This window comes from Luteimonas panaciterrae (assembly GCF_020511115.1).
GTDB classification, from domain to species: Bacteria; Pseudomonadota; Gammaproteobacteria; order Xanthomonadales; family Xanthomonadaceae; genus Luteimonas; species Luteimonas panaciterrae.
Genome location: NZ_JAJAVH010000001.1, coordinates 255,152 through 274,279, shown reverse-complemented (window position 1 = coordinate 274,279; position 19,128 = coordinate 255,152). Strand labels below are relative to the sequence as shown.

At 65.4% G+C, this 19,128-nt stretch carries 15 protein-coding genes; 8 read left to right on the top strand and 7 right to left on the bottom strand.

Going from position 1 to position 19,128, the window contains the following annotated elements; genetic code table 11:
- Positions 1-122 precede the first annotated feature (122 nt).
- From LG367_RS01225 to LG367_RS01215, 3 genes are read right to left on the bottom strand one after another with little or no spacing between them, the layout of a single operon-like run.
- Positions 123-1,292 carry an ABC transporter permease gene (locus tag LG367_RS01225; protein ID WP_226467392.1) on the bottom strand — a complete coding sequence of 390 codons (1,170 nt, stop codon included), beginning with the start codon at positions 1,290-1,292 and terminating at the stop codon, positions 123-125.
- The gene (locus tag LG367_RS01220; protein WP_226467391.1) at positions 1,289-2,035 is read right to left on the bottom strand and encodes an ABC transporter ATP-binding protein; all 747 of its coding nucleotides are present in this window, start codon (positions 2,033-2,035) and stop codon (positions 1,289-1,291) included. Before LG367_RS01220 ends, LG367_RS01225 begins: the two co-directional genes overlap by 4 nt.
- Positions 2,032-3,576 carry an alpha/beta hydrolase gene (locus LG367_RS01215; protein WP_226467390.1) on the bottom strand — a complete coding sequence of 515 codons (1,545 nt, stop codon included), beginning with the start codon at positions 3,574-3,576 and terminating at the stop codon, positions 2,032-2,034. The genes LG367_RS01220 and LG367_RS01215 overlap by 4 nt, the downstream gene beginning before the upstream one ends.
- 300 nt (positions 3,577-3,876) lie before the next feature.
- Here LG367_RS01215 and LG367_RS01210 point away from each other — a divergent pair, with 300 nt between their 5' ends.
- From LG367_RS01210 to LG367_RS01200, 3 genes are all read left to right on the top strand, one after another.
- Positions 3,877-4,125 (top strand): hypothetical protein, encoded by a 249-nt coding sequence (locus LG367_RS01210; protein WP_226467389.1) that lies wholly within the window; start codon positions 3,877-3,879, stop codon positions 4,123-4,125.
- A 2-nt stretch (positions 4,126-4,127) separates the two neighbouring features.
- The gene (locus LG367_RS01205; protein WP_226467388.1) at positions 4,128-5,417 is read left to right on the top strand and encodes a DUF6895 family protein; all 1,290 of its coding nucleotides are present in this window, start codon (positions 4,128-4,130) and stop codon (positions 5,415-5,417) included.
- A 190-nt stretch (positions 5,418-5,607) separates the two neighbouring features.
- The gene (locus LG367_RS01200; protein WP_226467950.1) at positions 5,608-6,261 is read left to right on the top strand and encodes a glutathione S-transferase family protein; all 654 of its coding nucleotides are present in this window, start codon (positions 5,608-5,610) and stop codon (positions 6,259-6,261) included.
- A 390-nt stretch (positions 6,262-6,651) separates the two neighbouring features.
- On the opposite strand, the gene LG367_RS01195 is transcribed toward LG367_RS01200, so the two are convergent.
- Positions 6,652-7,413 carry an FAD-binding oxidoreductase gene (locus LG367_RS01195; protein ID WP_226467387.1) on the bottom strand — a complete coding sequence of 254 codons (762 nt, stop codon included), beginning with the start codon at positions 7,411-7,413 and terminating at the stop codon, positions 6,652-6,654.
- Between the two features lie 288 nt (positions 7,414-7,701).
- On the opposite strand from LG367_RS01195, the gene LG367_RS01190 reads away from it, so the two are divergent.
- The 4 genes from LG367_RS01190 to LG367_RS01175 all read left to right on the top strand — a co-directional run bounded on the left by LG367_RS01190 (position 7,702) and on the right by LG367_RS01175 (position 11,433).
- A complete protein-coding gene (locus LG367_RS01190; RefSeq protein ID WP_226467386.1) occupies positions 7,702-8,676 on the top strand; it encodes an ABC transporter ATP-binding protein in 975 nt (324 codons plus the stop codon).
- Positions 8,673-9,485: an ABC transporter permease gene (locus tag LG367_RS01185; RefSeq protein WP_226467385.1), complete on the top strand. Its 813-nt coding sequence runs from the start codon at positions 8,673-8,675 to the stop codon at positions 9,483-9,485. The genes LG367_RS01190 and LG367_RS01185 overlap by 4 nt, the downstream gene beginning before the upstream one ends.
- 13 nt (positions 9,486-9,498) lie before the next feature.
- Positions 9,499-10,449: a 2-dehydropantoate 2-reductase gene (panE, locus tag LG367_RS01180; protein ID WP_226467949.1), complete on the top strand. Its 951-nt coding sequence runs from the start codon at positions 9,499-9,501 to the stop codon at positions 10,447-10,449.
- 84 nt (positions 10,450-10,533) lie between these two features.
- Positions 10,534-11,433, top strand: a complete 900-nt coding sequence (locus LG367_RS01175) for a DUF2167 domain-containing protein (protein WP_226467384.1) — start codon at positions 10,534-10,536, stop codon at positions 11,431-11,433.
- 153 nt (positions 11,434-11,586) lie between these two features.
- On the opposite strand, the gene LG367_RS01170 is transcribed toward LG367_RS01175, so the two are convergent.
- Positions 11,587-13,983 (bottom strand): TonB-dependent receptor, encoded by a 2,397-nt coding sequence (locus LG367_RS01170; protein WP_226467383.1) that lies wholly within the window; start codon positions 13,981-13,983, stop codon positions 11,587-11,589.
- A 194-nt stretch (positions 13,984-14,177) separates the two neighbouring features.
- Between LG367_RS01170 and LG367_RS01165 the strand changes: the two genes are divergently transcribed.
- Positions 14,178-16,508, top strand: coding sequence for an alkaline phosphatase D family protein (locus tag LG367_RS01165; RefSeq protein WP_226467382.1), 2,331 nt, complete (start codon positions 14,178-14,180; stop codon positions 16,506-16,508).
- Here LG367_RS01165 and LG367_RS01160 read toward each other — a convergent pair.
- The gene (locus LG367_RS01160) at positions 16,449-17,246 is read right to left on the bottom strand and encodes a TatD family hydrolase (RefSeq protein ID WP_226467381.1); all 798 of its coding nucleotides are present in this window, start codon (positions 17,244-17,246) and stop codon (positions 16,449-16,451) included. The genes LG367_RS01165 and LG367_RS01160 overlap by 60 nt on opposite strands.
- Positions 17,247-17,339: 93 nt before the next feature.
- Positions 17,340-19,091, bottom strand: a complete 1,752-nt coding sequence (locus LG367_RS01155; protein ID WP_226467380.1) for an endonuclease — start codon at positions 19,089-19,091, stop codon at positions 17,340-17,342.
- Positions 19,092-19,128 lie beyond the last annotated feature (37 nt).

Genomic DNA, 19,128 nt, shown 5'->3' with positions numbered 1-19,128 from the left:
AGATCGAGAGCCGCGCAGAAATGCGCGGCTCTCGTTTTTTTGCTCGTCATTCCCGCGAAGGCGGGGATGACGAAGCATATCGAACCGATCCGAGAACGCTTCGACTTCTTCGGGTTTCGCCATCAACCCGAGATCGCCAGCCGCTCCTGCTGATACCGCCGCGTCGCCGCGAACCACAGCACGGCCGCGAGCCCCAGGCCCGCGGCGAAATACACCGCCCATTCCTGCGGCGCGATGATCTCGCTGCGGATCACTTTCAGCAGGATCTGGTTCTGCGCCAGGAACGGCACCACGTACTGCCACAACTCCGTGCGCACCGGATTCACCATCAACAGGATCGTCGGCACCATCGGCAGCAGCATCAGGATCGGCATGTGGCCCTGCGCTTCCTTCACCGATTTCGAGCCGGCCGAGATGTAGGTGAGCAGCGAACTTCCGATCAGCAGCATCGGTACCAGGATCAGCAGCATCTTCACGATTGCCGGTCCGCTCACGTCCATCACGCGGCCGACGCCGGGCGCGAGCAACGTGCCGACCTTCAGCCCGAGCAACGTCAGCGACAAACTGATCAGCCCGACGATGCACGCCGCAGCCATCTTGCCGCTGACGATGGCGCTGCGCGAAACCGGTGTGGCCAGCAGCGGCTCCAATGACTGGCGTTCGCGCTCGCCGGCGGTGGCGTCGATGATCAGATGCGAACCGCCGATGAAGGCGCTCAGGATCAGCAGATAGGGCAGGAACACCAGCGCCATGCTGCGCCGGGCCTCCGGTGTCGACAGGTCCTTGTGCGAGACGGCCAGGGGCGCGGCCACGCTCGGGCTGATGCCGCGCGCGACCAGTCGCAGCGCCGCGACCTTGCCGTTGTAGAGCGTCAGCGCCGCTTCCACGCGCGAGACGGGAATCGCGGCATCGTTGCGCGTGCTGTCGTGCACGATCTCCACCAGCGCCGGCTTTCCACCGCGCCAGTCGTTGGCGTAGTCCTCGCCGATGCGCAGGTAGACGTCTTCTTCCTGATTGCGGATCGCCGCGTCGGCATCGCCCGTGATCGGTTTGCGGGAAATGCCCTGGCTGGCGAGGAAGGCGATCAGGTTCGGCGCCTGTTCCGCGCCGACCATGAGGATGGCGAGCGGCTTTTCGGTCTGGCTCTTGGCGCGGTTCTGCGCCAGCGTGCCGATGCCGATGATCAAGCCGGGGACCAGCAGCGGCCCCATCACCAGCAGCAGGAACAAGGTGCGGCGGTCGCGCACCAGTTCGCGTAGCTCTTTCAGACAGACGATCAGCAAGAACTTCATGCGAGCATCCCTTCGTCGGAGCCGATCAGTTTCACGAACGCATCTTCCAGATTGGTTTCCGCCGTCTGCGCGCGCAGCTCGTCCGGTGTGCCCTGCGCGACGACGCGGCCGTGCGCGATCACCACGATGCGATCGCACAGCGCCGCCACCTCCTGCATGATGTGGCTGGAGAAGATCACGCAGCGACCTTCCTCGCGCAGCTGCCGCAGGAAGTTACGCAGGCCGCGCGTGGTCATCACATCGAGACCGTTGGTGGGTTCATCGAGGATGACGTTGCGCGGATCGTGCACCAGCGCGCGTGCGATCGCGGTCTTGGTGCGCTGGCCCTGGCTGAAGCCTTCGGTCTGGCGATCGAGGAAATCCTCCATCTGCAACGCTTCGGCCAGCACGCGCGTGCGCGCATCGATCTGGGCGCGATCCATGCCGTGCAGTTCGCCGAAGTAGCGGATGTTCTCGCGCGCGGTGAGGCGCTTGTACACGCCGCGCGCATCCGGCAGCACGCCGAGTGCGCGTCGTGCCGCGGCGGGATCGAGAGCGACGTCACCACCGTCGACCGTCACGCGCCCGTGCTCCGGCGACATCAGCGTGTAGAGCATGCGCAGCGTCGTAGTCTTGCCGGCACCGTTGGGGCCGAGCAGGCCGGTGATTTCGCCGTCGCGCGCCTCGAAGCCGACATCGTCGACCGCGACCACGGGACCGGCCTTGCTCTTGAAGGTCTTGCGCAGGTGTTCGGCGACGATCATGGCGTCCATCCGTTGAAAGTGGTGAACGGCGGCGTGTACGACAGGGTCGACAGGCAGTTCGTGTCCAGGGATTTCGCATCGGCGCTGTCGAAGAACTGCGCCAGCAGCTTGGGCATGCAGCCCGCGCCGATCACGTTGTGGCCCTGGCCGCGCAACACCAGCGTGCGCGCGTTCGGCAGCGTCTTCGCCACGGCTTCGGCATAGGCTGGCGGCGTCACCGGATCGAGCTCGCCGGAAAGCAGCAATGCCGGCACGTCGCTGCGCAGCGGTGCATGGAAATCGGCTGGCCGCTGTCCCTTCGGCCAGACCTCGCATTGCGCGAGCAGCGTCGAGATCAGCACATTGCCGAGCAGGGAACCGGCCATCGCCGGATCACTGCGCAGGCCGTCGGCATCCTCGGCGCAGATCACCGACAACTGCATGCCCATGGCCATCTGGTCGGAAAGATCGTCGGCCAGCATCTTCGACAGCGCCATCAAGCCGTCGTAACGGCCCTTCGCGCCTTCGTTGAGCAACAACGGCAGCACCGCGGCCGCGTCGGGCACATACGCGTACATGCGCGCGAGCGCGGCGACGTGCTCGGGCGTGAGCGTTTCCTGCTTGCTCTCGCCGGTGTTGGCGTCGCGATAGGTGACCAGCGGCGGTTGCGTCCGCAACATCGTCATCAAGGTGTTCAGGCGCTCGCGCGGATTGCCAAGCGGCTTCGCGCAGTCCGGCAGCCGGCTGCACTGACCGAACTGCAGATCGAGCGCGGATTCGAGATTGCGCGCGAAATCGTTGCCGAGATAGATCGTGTTCGGCGCCACCGAATCCAGCACCAGCGTGCGCGTGTGCTGCGGATAACGGCGCGCGTACTGTTGCGCCACGCGCGTGCCGTAGGAGATGCCGAGCAGGTTGATCTTGTCGACGCCGAGCGCGGCGCGCACCGCATCCAGATCGCGGATCGCATCGCTGGTGGTGTAGAAGCGCAGATCGGCACGCTTGGACAGGGCATCCCGGCAATGTTCGGCCGCGGTGCGCGCGGTGGCACCCGCGTCCGGGCCGTGGCTGGTCGGCGTCTCGTCATCGCGGGCATCGCAGATCAGCGGATTGGACTCGCCCGTGCCGCGCTGATCGATCAGGACCACGCCGCGATGCTTGCCCACTTCGCGAAATGCCCGCGCCACGATGGCGTAGCTGCGCGTCGCTGATTGTCCGGGACCGCCGGCGAGCATGAACACCGGATCGGAGATGTCGCGATTGTCGTCGACCGCCGGAATCCAGGCGATGTTGAGCGCGATCCTGCGGCCTTTCGGCAGCGCGGGATTCTCGGCGACGTCGAACTTGCCGCACTGCGCCTCCACGCTTGGCGCACCTGTCGGCGAAGGCAGCGTGCACGGCTGGAAGGCGATGCGGCCGAACATGCGCGTCGGCACCGGCGTGGCCGCGGTCTGGGCGGCAGCGCCCTTTTTCGCGGGCCGCGCATGTTCGTTCACATAGCGGTACCCGAACCAGGCGAGCAGGCATAGCGCGACGAGGGCGACTCTGGTTTTGCGGGACATGACGGCGGACGCGGCGCGGGACGATCGATTCAGGATGACATGCCGGCGCCGCCGCGGAAACGTGACCAAAGGCAGGGCGAGCCGTGTCGGCACGAAAAAACCCCGGCACGGACATGTCAGTTCCCCGCCAGCGAATCCGTTTTATAGGTGTGAGGGCGCATCGCGGACCCAAACGATTGAACCCAAGGCTTCGGACATCGCGCACGGCATTCCCCTGCCGGCCGCGATTGCCAGGGACGGCTCTCTTCCCCGCGCGATCGCCTCGATCGAGAGCGGACTTTCATCGCAAGGAGTAGGCACATGCCCAGGAACAACGATCTCGAAAACAACGTGCAGAACCTCGTCGAGGGCAAGCTGCTCAATCTCGACGTCACCCTCGCCTCGATGGTCAAGGGCGGGGCGCTGTCCGGACTGGACCCGTGGGATATCTGGTGCGGCAATGGCTGGATCGTCCGGCGCTGGCCAGGGCCGCGCCGCTTTGACGAATTCGATCGCGCCGCGCTGAAGGAATTGGTTCGCACCGAAATCGGCGCGCTGCGGCAAGGTTGAGCATGCGATCCGGCGTCGCGATGCAGGACGGGCCGACGCGGCCCGTCCTGTCCATGCCAGGCACGGCGAAGCTGCGCGGCGCGTTCTGCGTCGACGCGGTGTTTTCCTATCTGCATGCGAATCTTTCCTCGCTGCGCGAATCCGCGCCGGGAGAGCGCGCCGCCGACAAGGCCGCGTGCGAGATCGCACTGCTGTGCTGGGGCGTGGCGCGCAATGCCTCGGCGTGGGCGCGCGTGCGCTCGCAGGCCGAACCGCTGTTGGATTGGGCCGAGACGCGCCTGCGCGGCGATGCCGTCTTCGAGGCGATGCTATGGCAGCCGTCGCGGTTGCCGATGCTCGCGCTCGGCGATGGATTCCTGGCGGCGCTCGGATACGACATGCCGGGATTCCGCATCGCCGCCTCCGCCGTCCATGAAGCCGGGCTGGGCACCCATTGCGAGCGCAGTCCTTATCAGGCGCTGGAAGTCGCCTTCGGCGAAGGATTGTCGGGCGGCGATCCGGGACCGCAGCCCATGCACTGGCTGGCGCGTTCGCCATTCCTGCCGCTGCTGACGGTCGACGACGGCTACGCGCTGACGCACGCCATCTTCTACCTCACCGAGTTCGGTCAACATCCACTGCCGCGCGACTATGCCGCGGCGGACATCCACGACACGCTGGAAAGCGGGTTGTGGTGGTGCTTGTGGCGGCGCGATCTCGATTTGCTGGCCGAACTGCTGCTGTGCGCGCTGTTCACCGACATGCCCGCCACCGCCGCGGTGCGGACCGCGAACGCGGTGCTGCGCGCCTGCGCGGACCAGCACGGACATCTTTCGGTGTGGGAAGACCTGCCCGCGCCACATGGCGCCGCGCCGCGCTTCTTCCAGCGTTATCACCCGCTGCTGGTCGCGGCGCTGCTGGACAGCGAACTGGAGCGCCGCGCGGTGTCGTGGTCGCGTGCGACGGCCGTGCTCGCCACCGACATGCCGGCCGGGCGTGGCGATCCCACGGCCATACTTGGCATCGAGGATTCGCGGGAACGTTTAGGCACGCTGCTCGCGGAGCCTTTCGACGAGGCGCTCGCGACGTGCTACGGCGGCACTCTGCGCGATGCGCTGCCACCGCAGGCCTGCGTGCGGCCGGCCAGCGAGGATTGGCGCATCGTGCTCGGATTCGTGCGCCGCGATGCCTGGACGGTCACCGCCGGTGTCGCCGCGCAGCTGCGCCGCATGCGCGCGACGGCCTGTCTGCGCCATGCGATGCGCTGGCTGGAAACCCTGGCGCCGGTCGTGGCCGCGCGTGCCGGCGCCTGACGGCCGATTGCGGACGTCCGCTTCGGGTCGAACGCGAGTCCCGCGCTTCTGAAGAAGCGCGCTCATACGAAAAAAATTTCTTCGGCATGTGTCGAATTCGCATCCGACCGTTCGTCGTCATGGTGAAAGCGGGCAATCAGGCCGTCTGAGCCGATCTCTCGCAACCGGTTTTCACCAGGAGTGCTCGACGATGACCATCACCATTACCGCCTTTGAACAGTCGCCCGACGGCGGCAAGGGACTGGCGCGCGATACGCGCGTGCGCTGGGCTCTGGAAGAAGTCGGCCAACCTTACGAGGTCCGCCTCGTTTCGTTCCGTGCGATGAAGGAACCCGCGCACCTGCGCCTGCATCCCTTCGGCCAGATTCCCACCTATGAGGAAGGCGATCTCGCCTTGTTCGAAACGGGCGCGATCATCTTTCATCTCGCCCAAAGCCATCCGGGTCTGTTGCCGGACGAGGCCAACGCGCGGGCGCGCGCCATCACCTGGATGTTCGCCGCGCTCAATACTGTGGAACCGCCGATCCTCGACCTCGTCATCGCCAAGTTCCAGGAAGGTGACAAACCTTGGGCCAAGGAACGCCTGCCTCTGGTCGAAGATCGCATTCGCCATCGGCTGGTCCAGCTTTCGGCCCGCCTGGGGAGCGCCGACTGGCTCGATGGTGCGTTCAGCGCGGGTGACCTGATGATGGTGTCCGTGCTCCTCAGGCTGAGACCGTCGGGCATCCTGGACGAATTTCCGGACCTGGCCGCCTATGTCGCCCGCGGTGAAGCGCGGCCCGCATACCAGCGTGCTTTCGCCGCCCAATGGGCGGTTAACGCCGCCAAGCCGCAAGCCGGCTGATGGTGACGATCCCTGGACAACTCAATCCATGTGCCCGATGTCTTGAGGAAGGCCCCCGATGGTGCATGCGCTCCTCGTAAACCGATCTCCGGGCGGTGGAGAATTGGGGTCGGCGAAGGCACCGACAGGAACTGCCACGACGTCCGGCATGGCGTCTGCCGCCGGGATTAAGCCGAACGGCGAAGCGGCTTGATTGCTAGGGCTCATTGCCGGCATCGCTCGACTTGCGAGACCGACGCAGCAAGAGAGCCTCTTTGAGCGGTACATCTGGTTGCTTGCGCCAATTGTGGCGCTTTGCAGCCGCCGCTACGGAGCGCTGCGCGCCGCGAGGCATCTCCGCAGGCGGAAACAACAGGGTCTGCGATGAGGCATCCATGCCGGCGCCCACGCTCACTTGCTGCTGACGTACTTCTCGCGCCGGATCTGCGGCACCGGCAGCCCATGCCCCTTCAGCGATTCGAAACAGGCATCGACCATGTCCGGATTGCCGCACAGATAAGCGATGTCGCCATCGGCGCGTGGGGCGAATTCGTCGAGAAATTGCTGCACGTAGCCGTGCCGCACATCGGCATGCGCCTGCGGCGAACCGGGTTCGGGCAATTCGCGCGACAGGCACGGCACGTAGCGGAAGCCGGGATGACGTTCGGCGAAGTCGCGGAACTCATCGCCGTACAGCAGCTCCTGCGGCGTGCGCGCGCCCTGCAGCAGCACGGCTTCGATGCCGCGCTCGGCCATCTGCCGCTCCAGCAGCGGCAGCATCGCGCGATAGGGCGTGACGCCGGTGCCGGTGGCGATCAGCAGATAGCGCCGGTTGGCGTCGGCCGGCTGCAGGCAGAACCGGCCATAGGGACCGCTGGCCTGCAACTGGTCGCCATCCCGCAGGCCCTCGAACAGCGCCGTGGCGGCGCCGCCGGAGACGTAGCTCACCGCGATCTCGACGATGTCGCCCGGGCCGAGCGCATGGTCGTGGATCGTCGCCAGCGAGTAGCTGCGCTTGGTGGCGGTGCCGTCGGCATAGCTGAAATGCACCTGCACGAACTGGCCGGGGACGAAATCTAGCGGCTGTCCGTCGTCGCGGACGAAGGAGAGGTGGGCGACGGTCGGCGCCAGCATGCGGCGGCCGACGAGCTTCAGCGGGAAGTAAACGGGCACTGAGAACCTGTCAGTACGGAGGAAATCGCTCGGCTGGCTTGAAATGGGCTCAAGGAGATGTGCTCAAAGCCCTGGAACGGATCGTTACCGGGCCGAGGCCCGTAGGGCGCCTATAATAACGGCTCCGCCGCTGCGATCGTGGCATTACACCGTTCCGCCGGCCCAGGCCTCCACGCGCTCCATGCCGCCGGCGCGGCGAGCTTCGTTCCGCACGACGCCCGAATTGCACACGCTCCGATTGCACGCTCAGCCCGACGCGACCACCCCGCAGACGCCAACGAACCCAGCATGACCCCATCCCCGCAACCCGTGCCCGGCGCGCCCGCGCTGGCCATTCGCGATCTGCGCAAGACCTACGACACCGGCGTGCAGGCCCTGAAAGGCGTGTCGCTGGACGTGCAGCCCGGGGATTTCTACGCCCTGCTCGGCCCCAACGGCGCCGGCAAGAGCACCCTGATCGGCATCGTCTCCTCGCTGGTGAACAAGACCTCCGGCGATGTCAGCCTGTTCGGTGTCGACCTGCACGCGCAGCGCGACGCCGCGATGCGTCTGATCGGTCTGGTGCCGCAGGAGCTGAACTTCAACATGTTCGAGAAGCCCTTCGACATCCTGGTCAACTACGCCGGGTTCTACGGCATCCCGCGCGCGGAGGCGAGCGTGCGCGCGGAGGAAGAACTCAAGCGCGCGCAGCTGTGGGACAAGGCCCGCACCATGGCGCGCACGCTCTCCGGCGGCATGAAGCGACGCCTGATGATCGCCCGCGCCATGATGACGCGGCCGAGGCTGCTGATTCTCGACGAGCCCACCGCGGGCGTCGACATCGAGATCCGCCGCGGCATGTGGAGCACGCTGCGCGAGATCAACGCCGCCGGCACCACCATCATCCTCACCACGCATTATCTGGAAGAAGCCGAGAGCCTGTGCCGGCACCTGGCGATCATCGATCGCGGCGTGATCGTCGAGCAGGGACCGATGCGTGCGCTGCTCGCCAAGCTCGACGTCGAAGGCTTCCTGTTCGACATCGACGGCACGCTGCCGCCGACATTGCCGCACATCGAAGGCGCCACGCTGATCGCCACCGACGATCACACGCTCGATCTCGACATGCCGCGCGCGATGGATCTCAATCGCGTGTTCGCGGCGTTGAACGAGGCCGGCATCCGCGTGCGTTCGATGCGCACCAAGTCCAATCGCCTGGAAGAATTGTTCGTGCGCCTGACCGGACAGAACGGCGCCGCGCAACAGCAGGGGAAGGCCGCATGAGCACGCAGACCCTGCCCGCGACCGCCGCGCAGACCAGCGTCGCCCGCCGCAACTGGGTGGCCTTCATCACCATCGTGCGCCGTGAAGTGGTGCGTATCCTGCGGATCTGGGGCCAGACCCTGGTGCCGCCGGCGATCACGATGACGCTGTACTTCCTCATCTTCGGCGGCCTGATCGGCTCGCGCGTCGGCACCATGGACGGCATCCGCTACATGGATTTCATCGTCCCGGGCCTGGTGATGATGAGCGTGATCCAGAACAGCTACGGCAACATCTCCTCCAGCTTCTTCGGTGCGAAATTCGGGCGCCATGTCGAGGAATTGCTCGTCAGCCCGATGCCGAGCTGGGTGATCCTCGGCGGCTACGTCACCGGCGCGGTGCTGCGTGGCCTGATGGTGGGCGTGATCGTGCTGTGCATCGCCATGTTCTTCACCCACGTGCGCCTGCCGCATCCGCTGGTCACGCTGAGCACGGTGGTGCTGGGCGCGACGATCTTCTCGCTGGCCGGCTTCGTCAACGCCGTGTACGCGAAGAAATTCGACGACGTGGCGATCGTGCCGATCTTCATCCTCACCCCGCTCACGTATCTCGGCGGCGTGTTCTATTCGGTGAAACTGCTGCCGGGCTGGGCCGAGACGCTCACCCACGCCAATCCGATCTTCTACATGGTCAACGCGTTCCGCTATGGCCTGCTCGGCGTGTCCGACGTGCCGCTGTGGGTGGCGTATGTGCTGATGCTGGGTTTCGTCGTCGCCTTGGCTGCGCTCGGCCTGTGGCTGCTCAAGCGCGGCGTCGGCCTGCGCAGCTGATGTGATGCCCGGATTGCGCATCCTCATCCTCGGCGCGGGCGGCACCGGCGGTTATTTCGGCGGACGTCTCGCGCAATCCGGCGCCGACGTGACGTTCCTGGTGCGGCCGGCGCGCGCGGCGCAGCTGCAACGCGATGGCCTGCGCATTCGCAGCCCGCTCGGTGACGCCGACATCCGCGTCGCTTACACGACGGCGGATGTACTTCTGTCGCAGGCGGCACGCCAGCCGTTCGATCTGGTGCTGCTGAGCTGCAAGGCCTACGACCTCGACAGCTCGATCGAAGCTATCGCACCCGCCGTCGGTGCGGACACGGCCGTGCTGCCGATCCTCAACGGCCTGCGCCACTACGACGTGCTCGATGCCCGCTTCGGCGCGGATCGCGTGCTCGGCGGGTTGTGCGTCATCAGTGCGATGAAAGGCCCCGAAGGCGAGGTCCTGCATCTGGCCAGGCTGGCCTCGATCACGTTCGGCGAACGCACGCCGGGCGTGGGGACTTCGCAGCTGCAAGCACTCGCCACGCTTTGCGCGCAGGCGGGAATCGACCATCTGCACAGCCCGCGCATCGCGCAGGAGTTGTGGAACAAGTTCAGCTTCCTCGCCACGCTCGCCGCCGGCACCTGCCTGATGCGCGCTAGTGTCGGCCGCATCAATGCCAGCGAGGGCGGCACCGCATTCATGGAAGCGCTCCATCGCGAATGCCTGGCCGTGGCCGAAGCCGCCGGGCAACCGGTGCCGCCAGAGACCGCGGCCACCGCCCGCGACACCCTGACCCAGGCCGGCTCCCCGCTCACCGCTTCGATGCTGCGCGATCTCGAATCCGGGCAGCCGGTGGAAGCCGCACACATCGTCGGCGACATGTTCCATCGCGCCCGCGCGGCCGGCATCGACGCGCCGCTGCTCGGCGCCGCCTGGATCCACCTGCAGAGCTACGAATCCCGGCGCGGAGAACCCGCGAAACCCTGACGCCGAAGCGCTTGCGCGAACCACGTCACAGTTGCAAACTGATCGCAGGACGTGGGGACGTCCACAAGGAACGGGGACACATCTATGTTCGCAAAATGGCTGTCGGTCGGCTTCCTGCTGGCCGTGACTTCAACCGCGTTCGCCCAAGACGATGGCGAAGCCAAACTGAAAGCCTTCGTCGACGGGCTGCAATTCCGCAGCGGCGAGATCGCCGTGCCGGAAGCCGACGCACATTTCAAACTCGACTCGGCCTTCCGCTATCTCGATAAAGCTGACGCTCGCAAGGTACTGGAAGAGTTGTGGGGCAATCCGCCCGACGACACCGTGCTCGGCCTGGTGGTGCCGACCGCGCAACCGCTTGCCAGCGACGATTCGTGGGCGGTGGTGGTGACGTACTCCGATGACGGTTATGTCTCCGACGAGGACGCCGCCAAGACCGACTACGACGAACTGCTGAAAGACATGAAGGCAGGCACCGAGGAAGAAAACGCCGAGCGCAAGAAGGCCGGCTACGAAACCGTCGACCTCGTCGGCTGGGCGGAGCCGCCGCGCTACGACAGCGCCAACAAGAAGCTGATCTGGGCCAAGGAGCTGAATTTCGCGGGCTCCGAGCAGCACACGCTCAACTACGACATCCGCGTGCTTGGACGCCGCGGCTATCTCAGCCTCAACGCGGTGGGTGGGATGTCGCAGTTGCCGATGGTGCAGGCCGGCATGCAGCAGCTGTTGCCGATGACCGAATTCGACCAGGGCGCGCGCTACGCCGATTACGATTCCTCTACCGACAAGGTCGCCGCCTACGGCGTCGCGGCGTTGATTGGTGGTGGTTTGGCTGCGAAAACCGGGCTGCTCGCCAAGATCGGTGTGCTGTTGCTGGGGCTGAAGAAATTGTTGATCCCGCTGGTGCTGGTGGTCGTGGCGTTCGGCAAGAAGATCTTCGGATTCTTTACTCGCGACAAATCCGCCGGACCGACGGTGCAGTGATCAAGGGAAAACAGGTCCCGGTCGTGGCTTGATTCGCCTCCGGAACTTTCGATTGCACATGAAAACGGCAGCCGTGAGGCTGCCGTTTTGCGTGAATAACCGGTGCAACCAAGGCGGAGGAAGCGAAACGCTTGCTTTCTCCGTGATCCAGACTCAGAACCGCACGCTCGCGGTGACGCCGTAGCTGCGCGGACGGCCGGGAACGTAAGTCGGTGTGCTGAATTGACGGCCGGTGTTGCCGGCGTCGATCAGGTATTCCTCGTCGGTGAGGTTGGTGGCCCACACGCCGATGTCCCAATCCTTGTTCAGACGCACGCCCAGGCGCAGATTGAGCAGACCGTAGGCTTCCTGTTCCAGTCCCGGCGTGTTTTCGTCCTCGAAGTAGATCTTAGACTTCCAGGTATACGACGGGCGCAGATAGAAATAGTCGCCCGAGCCGAACGGAACCTGCCAATCCAGGCCGATCGCGGCGGAATGATCAGGCGTCAGGCGGAAGCGATTGCCGGCGTAGATCTGCGGATTGCCGTTGTCGTCGCGATCGTCGAAGCGCGCATGTGTCCAGGCGTAGTTGGCGAACAGTGTCAGGCCTTCTGCCAGCTTGCCGCTCAACGACGTCTCGATGCCCTTGGCGGTGGCGTTGCCTGCGTTGGTGGGAATGAAGAACGGCGTGCCACCGCTGGGGTTGGGCCGCAAGGTCTGGAAGTTGGCGTAGTTGTACCAGTAACCGGCCACGTCATACACGAAGCGGCCGTTCATCGCGTTGCCCTTGATGCCGACTTCGTAGCTGTCGACGGTTTCCGCCGGCAGCACGTCGCTGCCTTGCGGCGTGACGTCGATGACGTGCGGGCGGCGTCCGCGCGAGACCGTGGCGTAACCGCTCAGTTGATCAGAGAACACGTAACGCGCGGCGACGCGACCCACCAGAGAATCGAAACTCTCGCTGCGGCGGATGATGCCGTTGGTGGCGCTGTTGAGGATGTTGCTGCCTTGCAGCGGTGCCGGTGCTCCGCTGCCGATTCCATTGAGCAGGCTGATTCCGCTTCCCGCGAATCCCTGATAGCCCGCGCTCAGACGTTCTTTCGTTCCGCGCAGGCCCGCGCTGAGTTCGAATCGATCATTGACGCGCCAAGTGCCGTCGACGAAGACATCCCAGGACTTGGTGGCGCCGTAATTGGCGAAGGCTTCCTGGTGGTAATGCTTGAGGAAATTCTGCAGGTTCAACGGCAGCGTGTAATCGAGATTGGGGCTGCCGTCGGAATTGACCGGCGGAACGATCGGAATCGGAATGCCGCCGAGAATGGCGGACACTTGATCGCGGAAGTCCTCATTCTGCGAGAGCAATGCCACGAGGCTGCGCTCATCGGTCTGGAACGGTACGGTCTGCGAACCTTCTTCGTTGAAATAGCTGGTTCCAACGAAGCCGGCGAAGCTGCCGCCATTGTCGAAATTGAAACGCAGCTCATGACTCCACTGCGTGCCCTCCGCGATCTCTGCGAATTCCAGGGCATACAGCTGTGAACCGTCGGCGTCGAATTCCTCGTGCGAATCGAATTCGCGCCAACCACTGATCGTGTTCAACGTCCAGTTGTCGCTGAGCGGGAACGACCCGAGTACCGTCGCGCCATAAACCTTGCGGCGCAGGCCCAGCTCGTTGCCGCGATTGAGCTCGGCGGTGTCGTAATGGCTGGTGCTGCCGCGACGATTCGGAATGGTGCCGCTGCGGAAGTCGGTACCGGGCGGCGTGTCTTCCTGGTAGTTGAGGATGAAATCCAGCTTGCTCGCCTCGCCGATGCGCGCACCGAGGCTGAAACGCGCGGCGGTCGTGTCTTTGCCGTTCAAAGTGCCACCGGCGGCGTTGTCGACGCTGCCGTCGCGCTTCTCGTGGAACACCGCCATGCGCGCGAACAGGGCCTCCGGCGCGATCGAGGTGTTCACATAGCCGTTGATCAACCGCTGGTTGTCGCTGCCGACACCAAGTTCAAGACTGCCGGAATTCTCGTCGCGCGCTTTGTTCTGGATCAGATGCACGGCGCCGACTTCGGCGGCGCGTCCGAACAGCGTGCCCTGCGGGCCGCGCAGCACTTCCACGCGATCCATGTCGAACAACTCGACCGACGAACCACGCGAGCTGCTGATCGAAATGCCGTCCTGGAACACCGACACGCGCGGCGCCTCCTTCGGATCGCCGCTGTCGGAGGTGATGCCGCGAATCACGAAGCCGGGATTGTTCGGGCTCTGTTCCTGTACCTGCAGGCCGGGCACGTAGTCCGCGAGCTGGCCCATGCCAGTGATGCCGAGCTTGTCCATGAAGTCGCCCGAGTAGGCGGTGATGGCGATCGGCACCTCTTCCACCTGCTGCTCGCGCTTCTGCGCGGTGACCACCATCTTGTCGAGCTGCACCGGGTCGGAGGCCGGCGGCGCGGATTCCTGAGCCAGGGCCAGGCCCGGCAGGGCGAGCCCAGGAAGAGCGAGGGCGGGTAGGGCGACGTGCAAGGCGTGGGAAAGCAGGCGACGGCGGAAAACGGCCGGACGGCGTTGGTCAGTACGCATGTTGTGATGGATCCCCTGGTTGGGCATGGGATGCCCGCTGCGATAGGCAAGACAGCTGTGCAGCATGTCCGCCCCCTGTTGCGGGAGCATGACTCCATCCCGGCGTCATGCCAAGGTCACCGGTTCGGGATAACCTCAGCAGTTTCGTCTCCCCCGAACCAGGGGGAGACCCAGGGGATGATGGGGAGAAGGCATTGGCCGCCGATCAGGAACACGATTCCGAACAGCACGACTCCGAACACCGCGATTCCAAACAGATTTCGCGACGCAGATTCCTCAAGGCGCTGGTGGTGTCGGCGGCCGCGGTGCCCTTCGCCGGGTCCGCGCTGGCCTCGGCCATCGGTGCGGCGTCGCCGACGATTTCGCGCGCGCATTTTCCGCAGTCGCTGGCTTCCGGCGATCCTCGGCCGGATCGGGTCCTGCTGTGGACGCGAGCACCGGATGCGAACGGTCAGAACGTTCCGCTGCGTTTGCAGGTCGCCGACGATGCCGGCTTCACGCAGCTGCGCGTCGAGCGCGACCTGGTCGCGCATGCGCAAGCCGATCACTGCCTGCGTGTGCGCGTGGAAGGCCTGCAGCCCGGCCGCGATTATCACTATCGCTTCCTGCGCGAGACCGAGCAGGGCTGGGTGAGTTCGCCGCACGGGCGCACGCGCACCGCGCCGGCGGCTGATGCCGATGCGCCGCTGCGCTTCGCTTTCGTCAGCTGTCAGGATTTCGGCGGCCGCTGGTACAACACCTTGCTGCCGTTGCTGCAGGAAGATCTCGATTTCGTCCTGCACCTGGGCGATTTCATCTACGAATCCGTCGGTGACGAGAGCTTCCAGACGCAAGACGCCGCACGCAGCATCACCTTCACCGATCAGGCGGGCGCCTTGCAGATCGGCAAGGGCGGCAAGCCGTATTTCGCCGCGCGCAGTCTCGACAACTATCGCCAGCTGCATCGTGAATATCGCGGCGATCCGGTATTGCAGACATTGCTAGAACGCGCGCCGCTGGTGGCGATCTGGGACGATCACGAGTTCAGCGACGACTGCTGGCAGGATCACGCCGTCTACAGCAACGGGCGCGTCAACGACGAGGACCGCCAGCGGCGCCGTAACGCCGAGCAGGCATATTTCGAATACATGCCGGTGGATGTGGAGGTTGGCGAGGTCGAGAGCGACGGCAAGTCTGATGTCGGTGTGCTTGAAGTCGACGCGCAGCGCTTGTTCCCTGCAACCAAGCTGTGGCGCACGCTGGAATTCGGCCGCAACGCGCGTCTGGTGCTGCTCGATTACCGCAGCAAGCGGCCCGATCATCTGATTCCAGAAGATGCGTTCCCAGGTGCGCTCGCCTACGACCAGGACGCGTTGCGAACGCTGCTGCCCAAGCTCGGGTTGGATTTCGACGAGATGTCGTCAAAGCTGCTGCCTTACATCGATTTGCGCGACGAACAATGGAAATCGTTGCACAAGCCGCTACGCCGCGCCCTGAGCAAAGCCTACGTCGGTGAAGGGCTCGCCCCACGCGAAGCCAAGGCGCGCGCGCAGGCATTGATCGCCGCGCCGATGGCGCTGGCGGTGGTGAGCAGTGTGCTCGAACGCTACAACCAGGCGGTGCCTGGGTTCATGAGCGCGGACATCCCGCCGAAAGAGGGGGACTATCCGCGTGGCCTGCCGTGGCTGATGTTCGGCAAGAGCAAGCTGTTCCATCATCTCGGCAGCCGTTACTTCGTCGTCAAGGACAGCTACGACCTGTTGCTGGCCCTGCGCGAAGCCGAAGGCCGCGCGACGAGCGCATTCGGCGAAGCCCAGCAGGCCTGGTTGCGGGAGCAACTGGCCAACGGGAAATCGACGCAGTGGACACTGCTCGCCAGTTCGGTATCGATGACTTCGATGATCCTCGACCTCTCCGATCCCGAACTGCAGGCGCCGGCGCTGATGCAGCGCAAGTTCTACCTCAACGTCGACCAGTGGGACGGCTTCGGGCGCGAGCGCGATGCATGGGTGCGCGAGTTCGACAAGATCGGCGGCGCGGTGGTGCTCTCGGGCGATATCCACGCCGGCTTCGCCACCCAGCTCAGTGGACGCAGCGTCGAATTCACCGTGCCGGCGGTGTCGTCGCAGACGCTACGCGACATCATGGCGGGGAGCGCCGCCGCCGATCCGGCCACGGCCGAGGCAGGCAAACGGCTGGTCGGTAAGCTCGATCCGCTGCTGGCGACGGGCAATGACCGGATCCGCTACGCGCAAAGCGAACGTCATGGCGTCGGTGTCATGGCGCTGACGGGAGACGGGCTCTCCGTGCGCTTCCTGGAGATGCCGGCCGATGCCTGTCGCGAGCGCCTGTACGATCAACCCGAGGCCGCCGCGGCGCGGAGACAGTGGACGCGTTTCGACGTCGCCAAGGCGGATCGGCGCCTGACCCGCGTGGTGGCGGAGCCCGCGACAAGCCAGCCGAAGGAAGCGACTAAGTCCGAAGCGCTACGGCAATCCGGGAAGACCAAAGAAAGCACTGGCCGTCGCCGTCGTCGCAGCCGATGACGTGGCGACATCCTCGCCACGATCGCGCGCCAGCTCCTCGACGATGTGCGCCAGGAACATCGGCTCGTTGCGGCGATGCGAGGGTGCCGGCTTGATCGTGCGCGGCAACAGATACGGCGCGTCGGTCTCGACCATCAGGCGGTTGGCGGGGATGTGCTTCACCAGCTCGCGCAGATGCTGGCCGCGACGCTCGTCGCAGAGCCAGCCGGTGATGCCGATGTGCCAGTCCTGGTCGAGGTAGTCGAACAGTTCCTCGCGCGTGCCGGTGAAGCAATGCACGACCGCCGGGCCGAGCTTGCCGTCGAAGTTCTTCATCATCGCCATGAAGTCGGCGTGGGCGTCGCGCTGGTGCAGGAATAGCGGTTTGCCGGTGTCGGTGGCGATCTGCAGCTGGCGCTCGAAGGCCTTGCGCTGCGACGGGCGCGGGGAGAAGTCGCGGAAGTAGTCGAGCCCGCATTCGCCGACGGCGACGACTTCGGGATGCGCCTGCAAGGCGCGCATCTCGGCATCGCATTCGTCGGTGTATTCGGTGGCGTGATGCGGATGCACGCCGGCGGTGGCGAACAGCACGCCCGGATGCGCCTGCGCCAGGGCGAGCGCCTTGGGCGAATGCTCGCGGCTGGCGCCGGTGACCACCATCTGCGCCACGCCCGCCGCCTGCGCGCGGGCGAGGACGGCATCGCGGTCGTGATCGAAACTGTCGTGGGTGAGGTTGGCGCCGATGTCGATGAGTTGCATGCGGCGATTTTAACTGGGCGGGCGCTTGCCCTCACCCCATCCCCTCTCCCGCGGGCGGGAGAGGGTGATATTCGAAACTGAGCAGGGAGCGGATTACGGCAGCAGCTGGCAGCTCGCGGGCTTGCTGGAGGTGAACAGCGCGTTGGTCGCCCACTCCGGATGATCGATGAAGGGATTGCGGTTGCCCTGGAAGCTGTAGATCACCTCGTTGCGCTCGCGTTCGGCCGCATCCGGCGGATCGGCCTGGTGCCAGGCGAGCAGCGTCGACAGCAGGCCCATGTAGGCCGGTGAGCTGGAGGTGATGACGATCTGGCTGCGGTTGTCGGTCAGTTCCAGATCCGGTTCGGATTGGCCGTTGGCGTCGGTGCCGCCTTCGTAGCGGATCGCCATGTACAGCACCGCGCGCGCCGTATCGCCCTTGCGCTTGCTCCAGGTCTGGAACGAGCCGTTGTTGCCGTCCGGTCCCTTGAACCAGTTCGATTGGCCGGTGCCGCCGCCGCCGTTGTTCACTTCCGTGGTGCGCTCGCTGCAGCCGGAGGACGACGGGCAATCGGTATACGGCTTGTTGCCGCGGTCGGCGTTGTAGTTGGTGTCGCTCAGATACAGCATGTGCGTATCGGTGTACGGCGCGTTCGGGTTGCCCATGTTGCCGGTGGCGCTGCCGAAGCCGAGCGAATTCGGCCAGGTGTGCTCGCGGTTGTAGGTCAGGCCCGAACCGGTGCCGGCGCGATCGCTGACCTTGGCGTAGCTGCGGTTGCGATAGATATCGAGAATGCGGCCGGAGTTGTTCGGATCCTCGTCGGCGATCTCGAGGATGGTCCAGGTGTTGGTGGTGCCGCCGCTGTAGGGATAGGCGGTGTGGTTCTTGATCGTTTCGTGCAGCGAGCAGCGCAGCTGGCTGGCGCTGCTGGTGTTGACGTGCGAGTAGTAGTCGCCGCCGCCACCGCCGCTGGCGACGGTGAAATTGACGACGGTGTTCTGCGCCGGATGCGCGCCGCCGGCGTCGCTGACCTTCGAAGCGACCACGGTGAAGGTGCAGCTCTCACCCGCATGCAGCGCGGTGCCGGTGGAGGCGGTGATCGCGGTGCCACTGCTCGGATGGCTCAGCGCGACGGTGCCGGACTGGCCGCATTGCAGTGTCAGCGCGCCACTGGTCAGGGTGACGGATTCGCTGAAGTTCGCGGCCAGATCGCCCGCGGCCGGGAAGTCGCTGGCGCCGTTGGCGGGCGTGGTCGAGGTCACGCTCGGTGGCGTGTTCGGCGTGGTGGTGGTGAAGGTCTGGCCGTTGTTGCAGGCGCCGAAGGTCTGCGTCGCCGAACCCTGCCAGGAGAATTGCGAGTACGTGCTACCGCTGCCGGACAGTTGCAGCGAGGTGCCGGCCGCGGTCGAGCCCGATTCGGACACCGGCAGATTGACGCTGTTCAAACCCGAAGCCGGGCCGTTGCTGGCGGTGACCTGGCCTTCGTAGCTCAGGAACTGCACCACGTTGCCGCTGCCATCGACCAGCGCGATGGCGTCGTTGCTGCCGTTCTGGATGCCGTTGGTCGGATAGCTGAGCGTGGCGATGCGCACGCCGCCGCCACAGCTGACCGTGCTGCCGGCCGGCAGCAGGTCGTTGTCGTACGTGGTCGCCGAGGAAGGTGTGCTGCCGTTGTAGAGATAGATGCGGTAGTTGCTGAGCGTTTCGCCGGCCGTCGCGACGACTTCGATGCGCTCGCCGACGTCGCCGCTCGAGGTGGCATCGTCGTAATGGAATTCGTTGATGAAGACTTCGGCGTGGGCGGTCGGGCCGGCCAGCAGCAGGCTGCAGGCGAGGGCGCCGAGAGCGGCGAACGAACGCGACATGAAGGAATCCCCGAGTGAATGTCTCCGGCAATCTAGC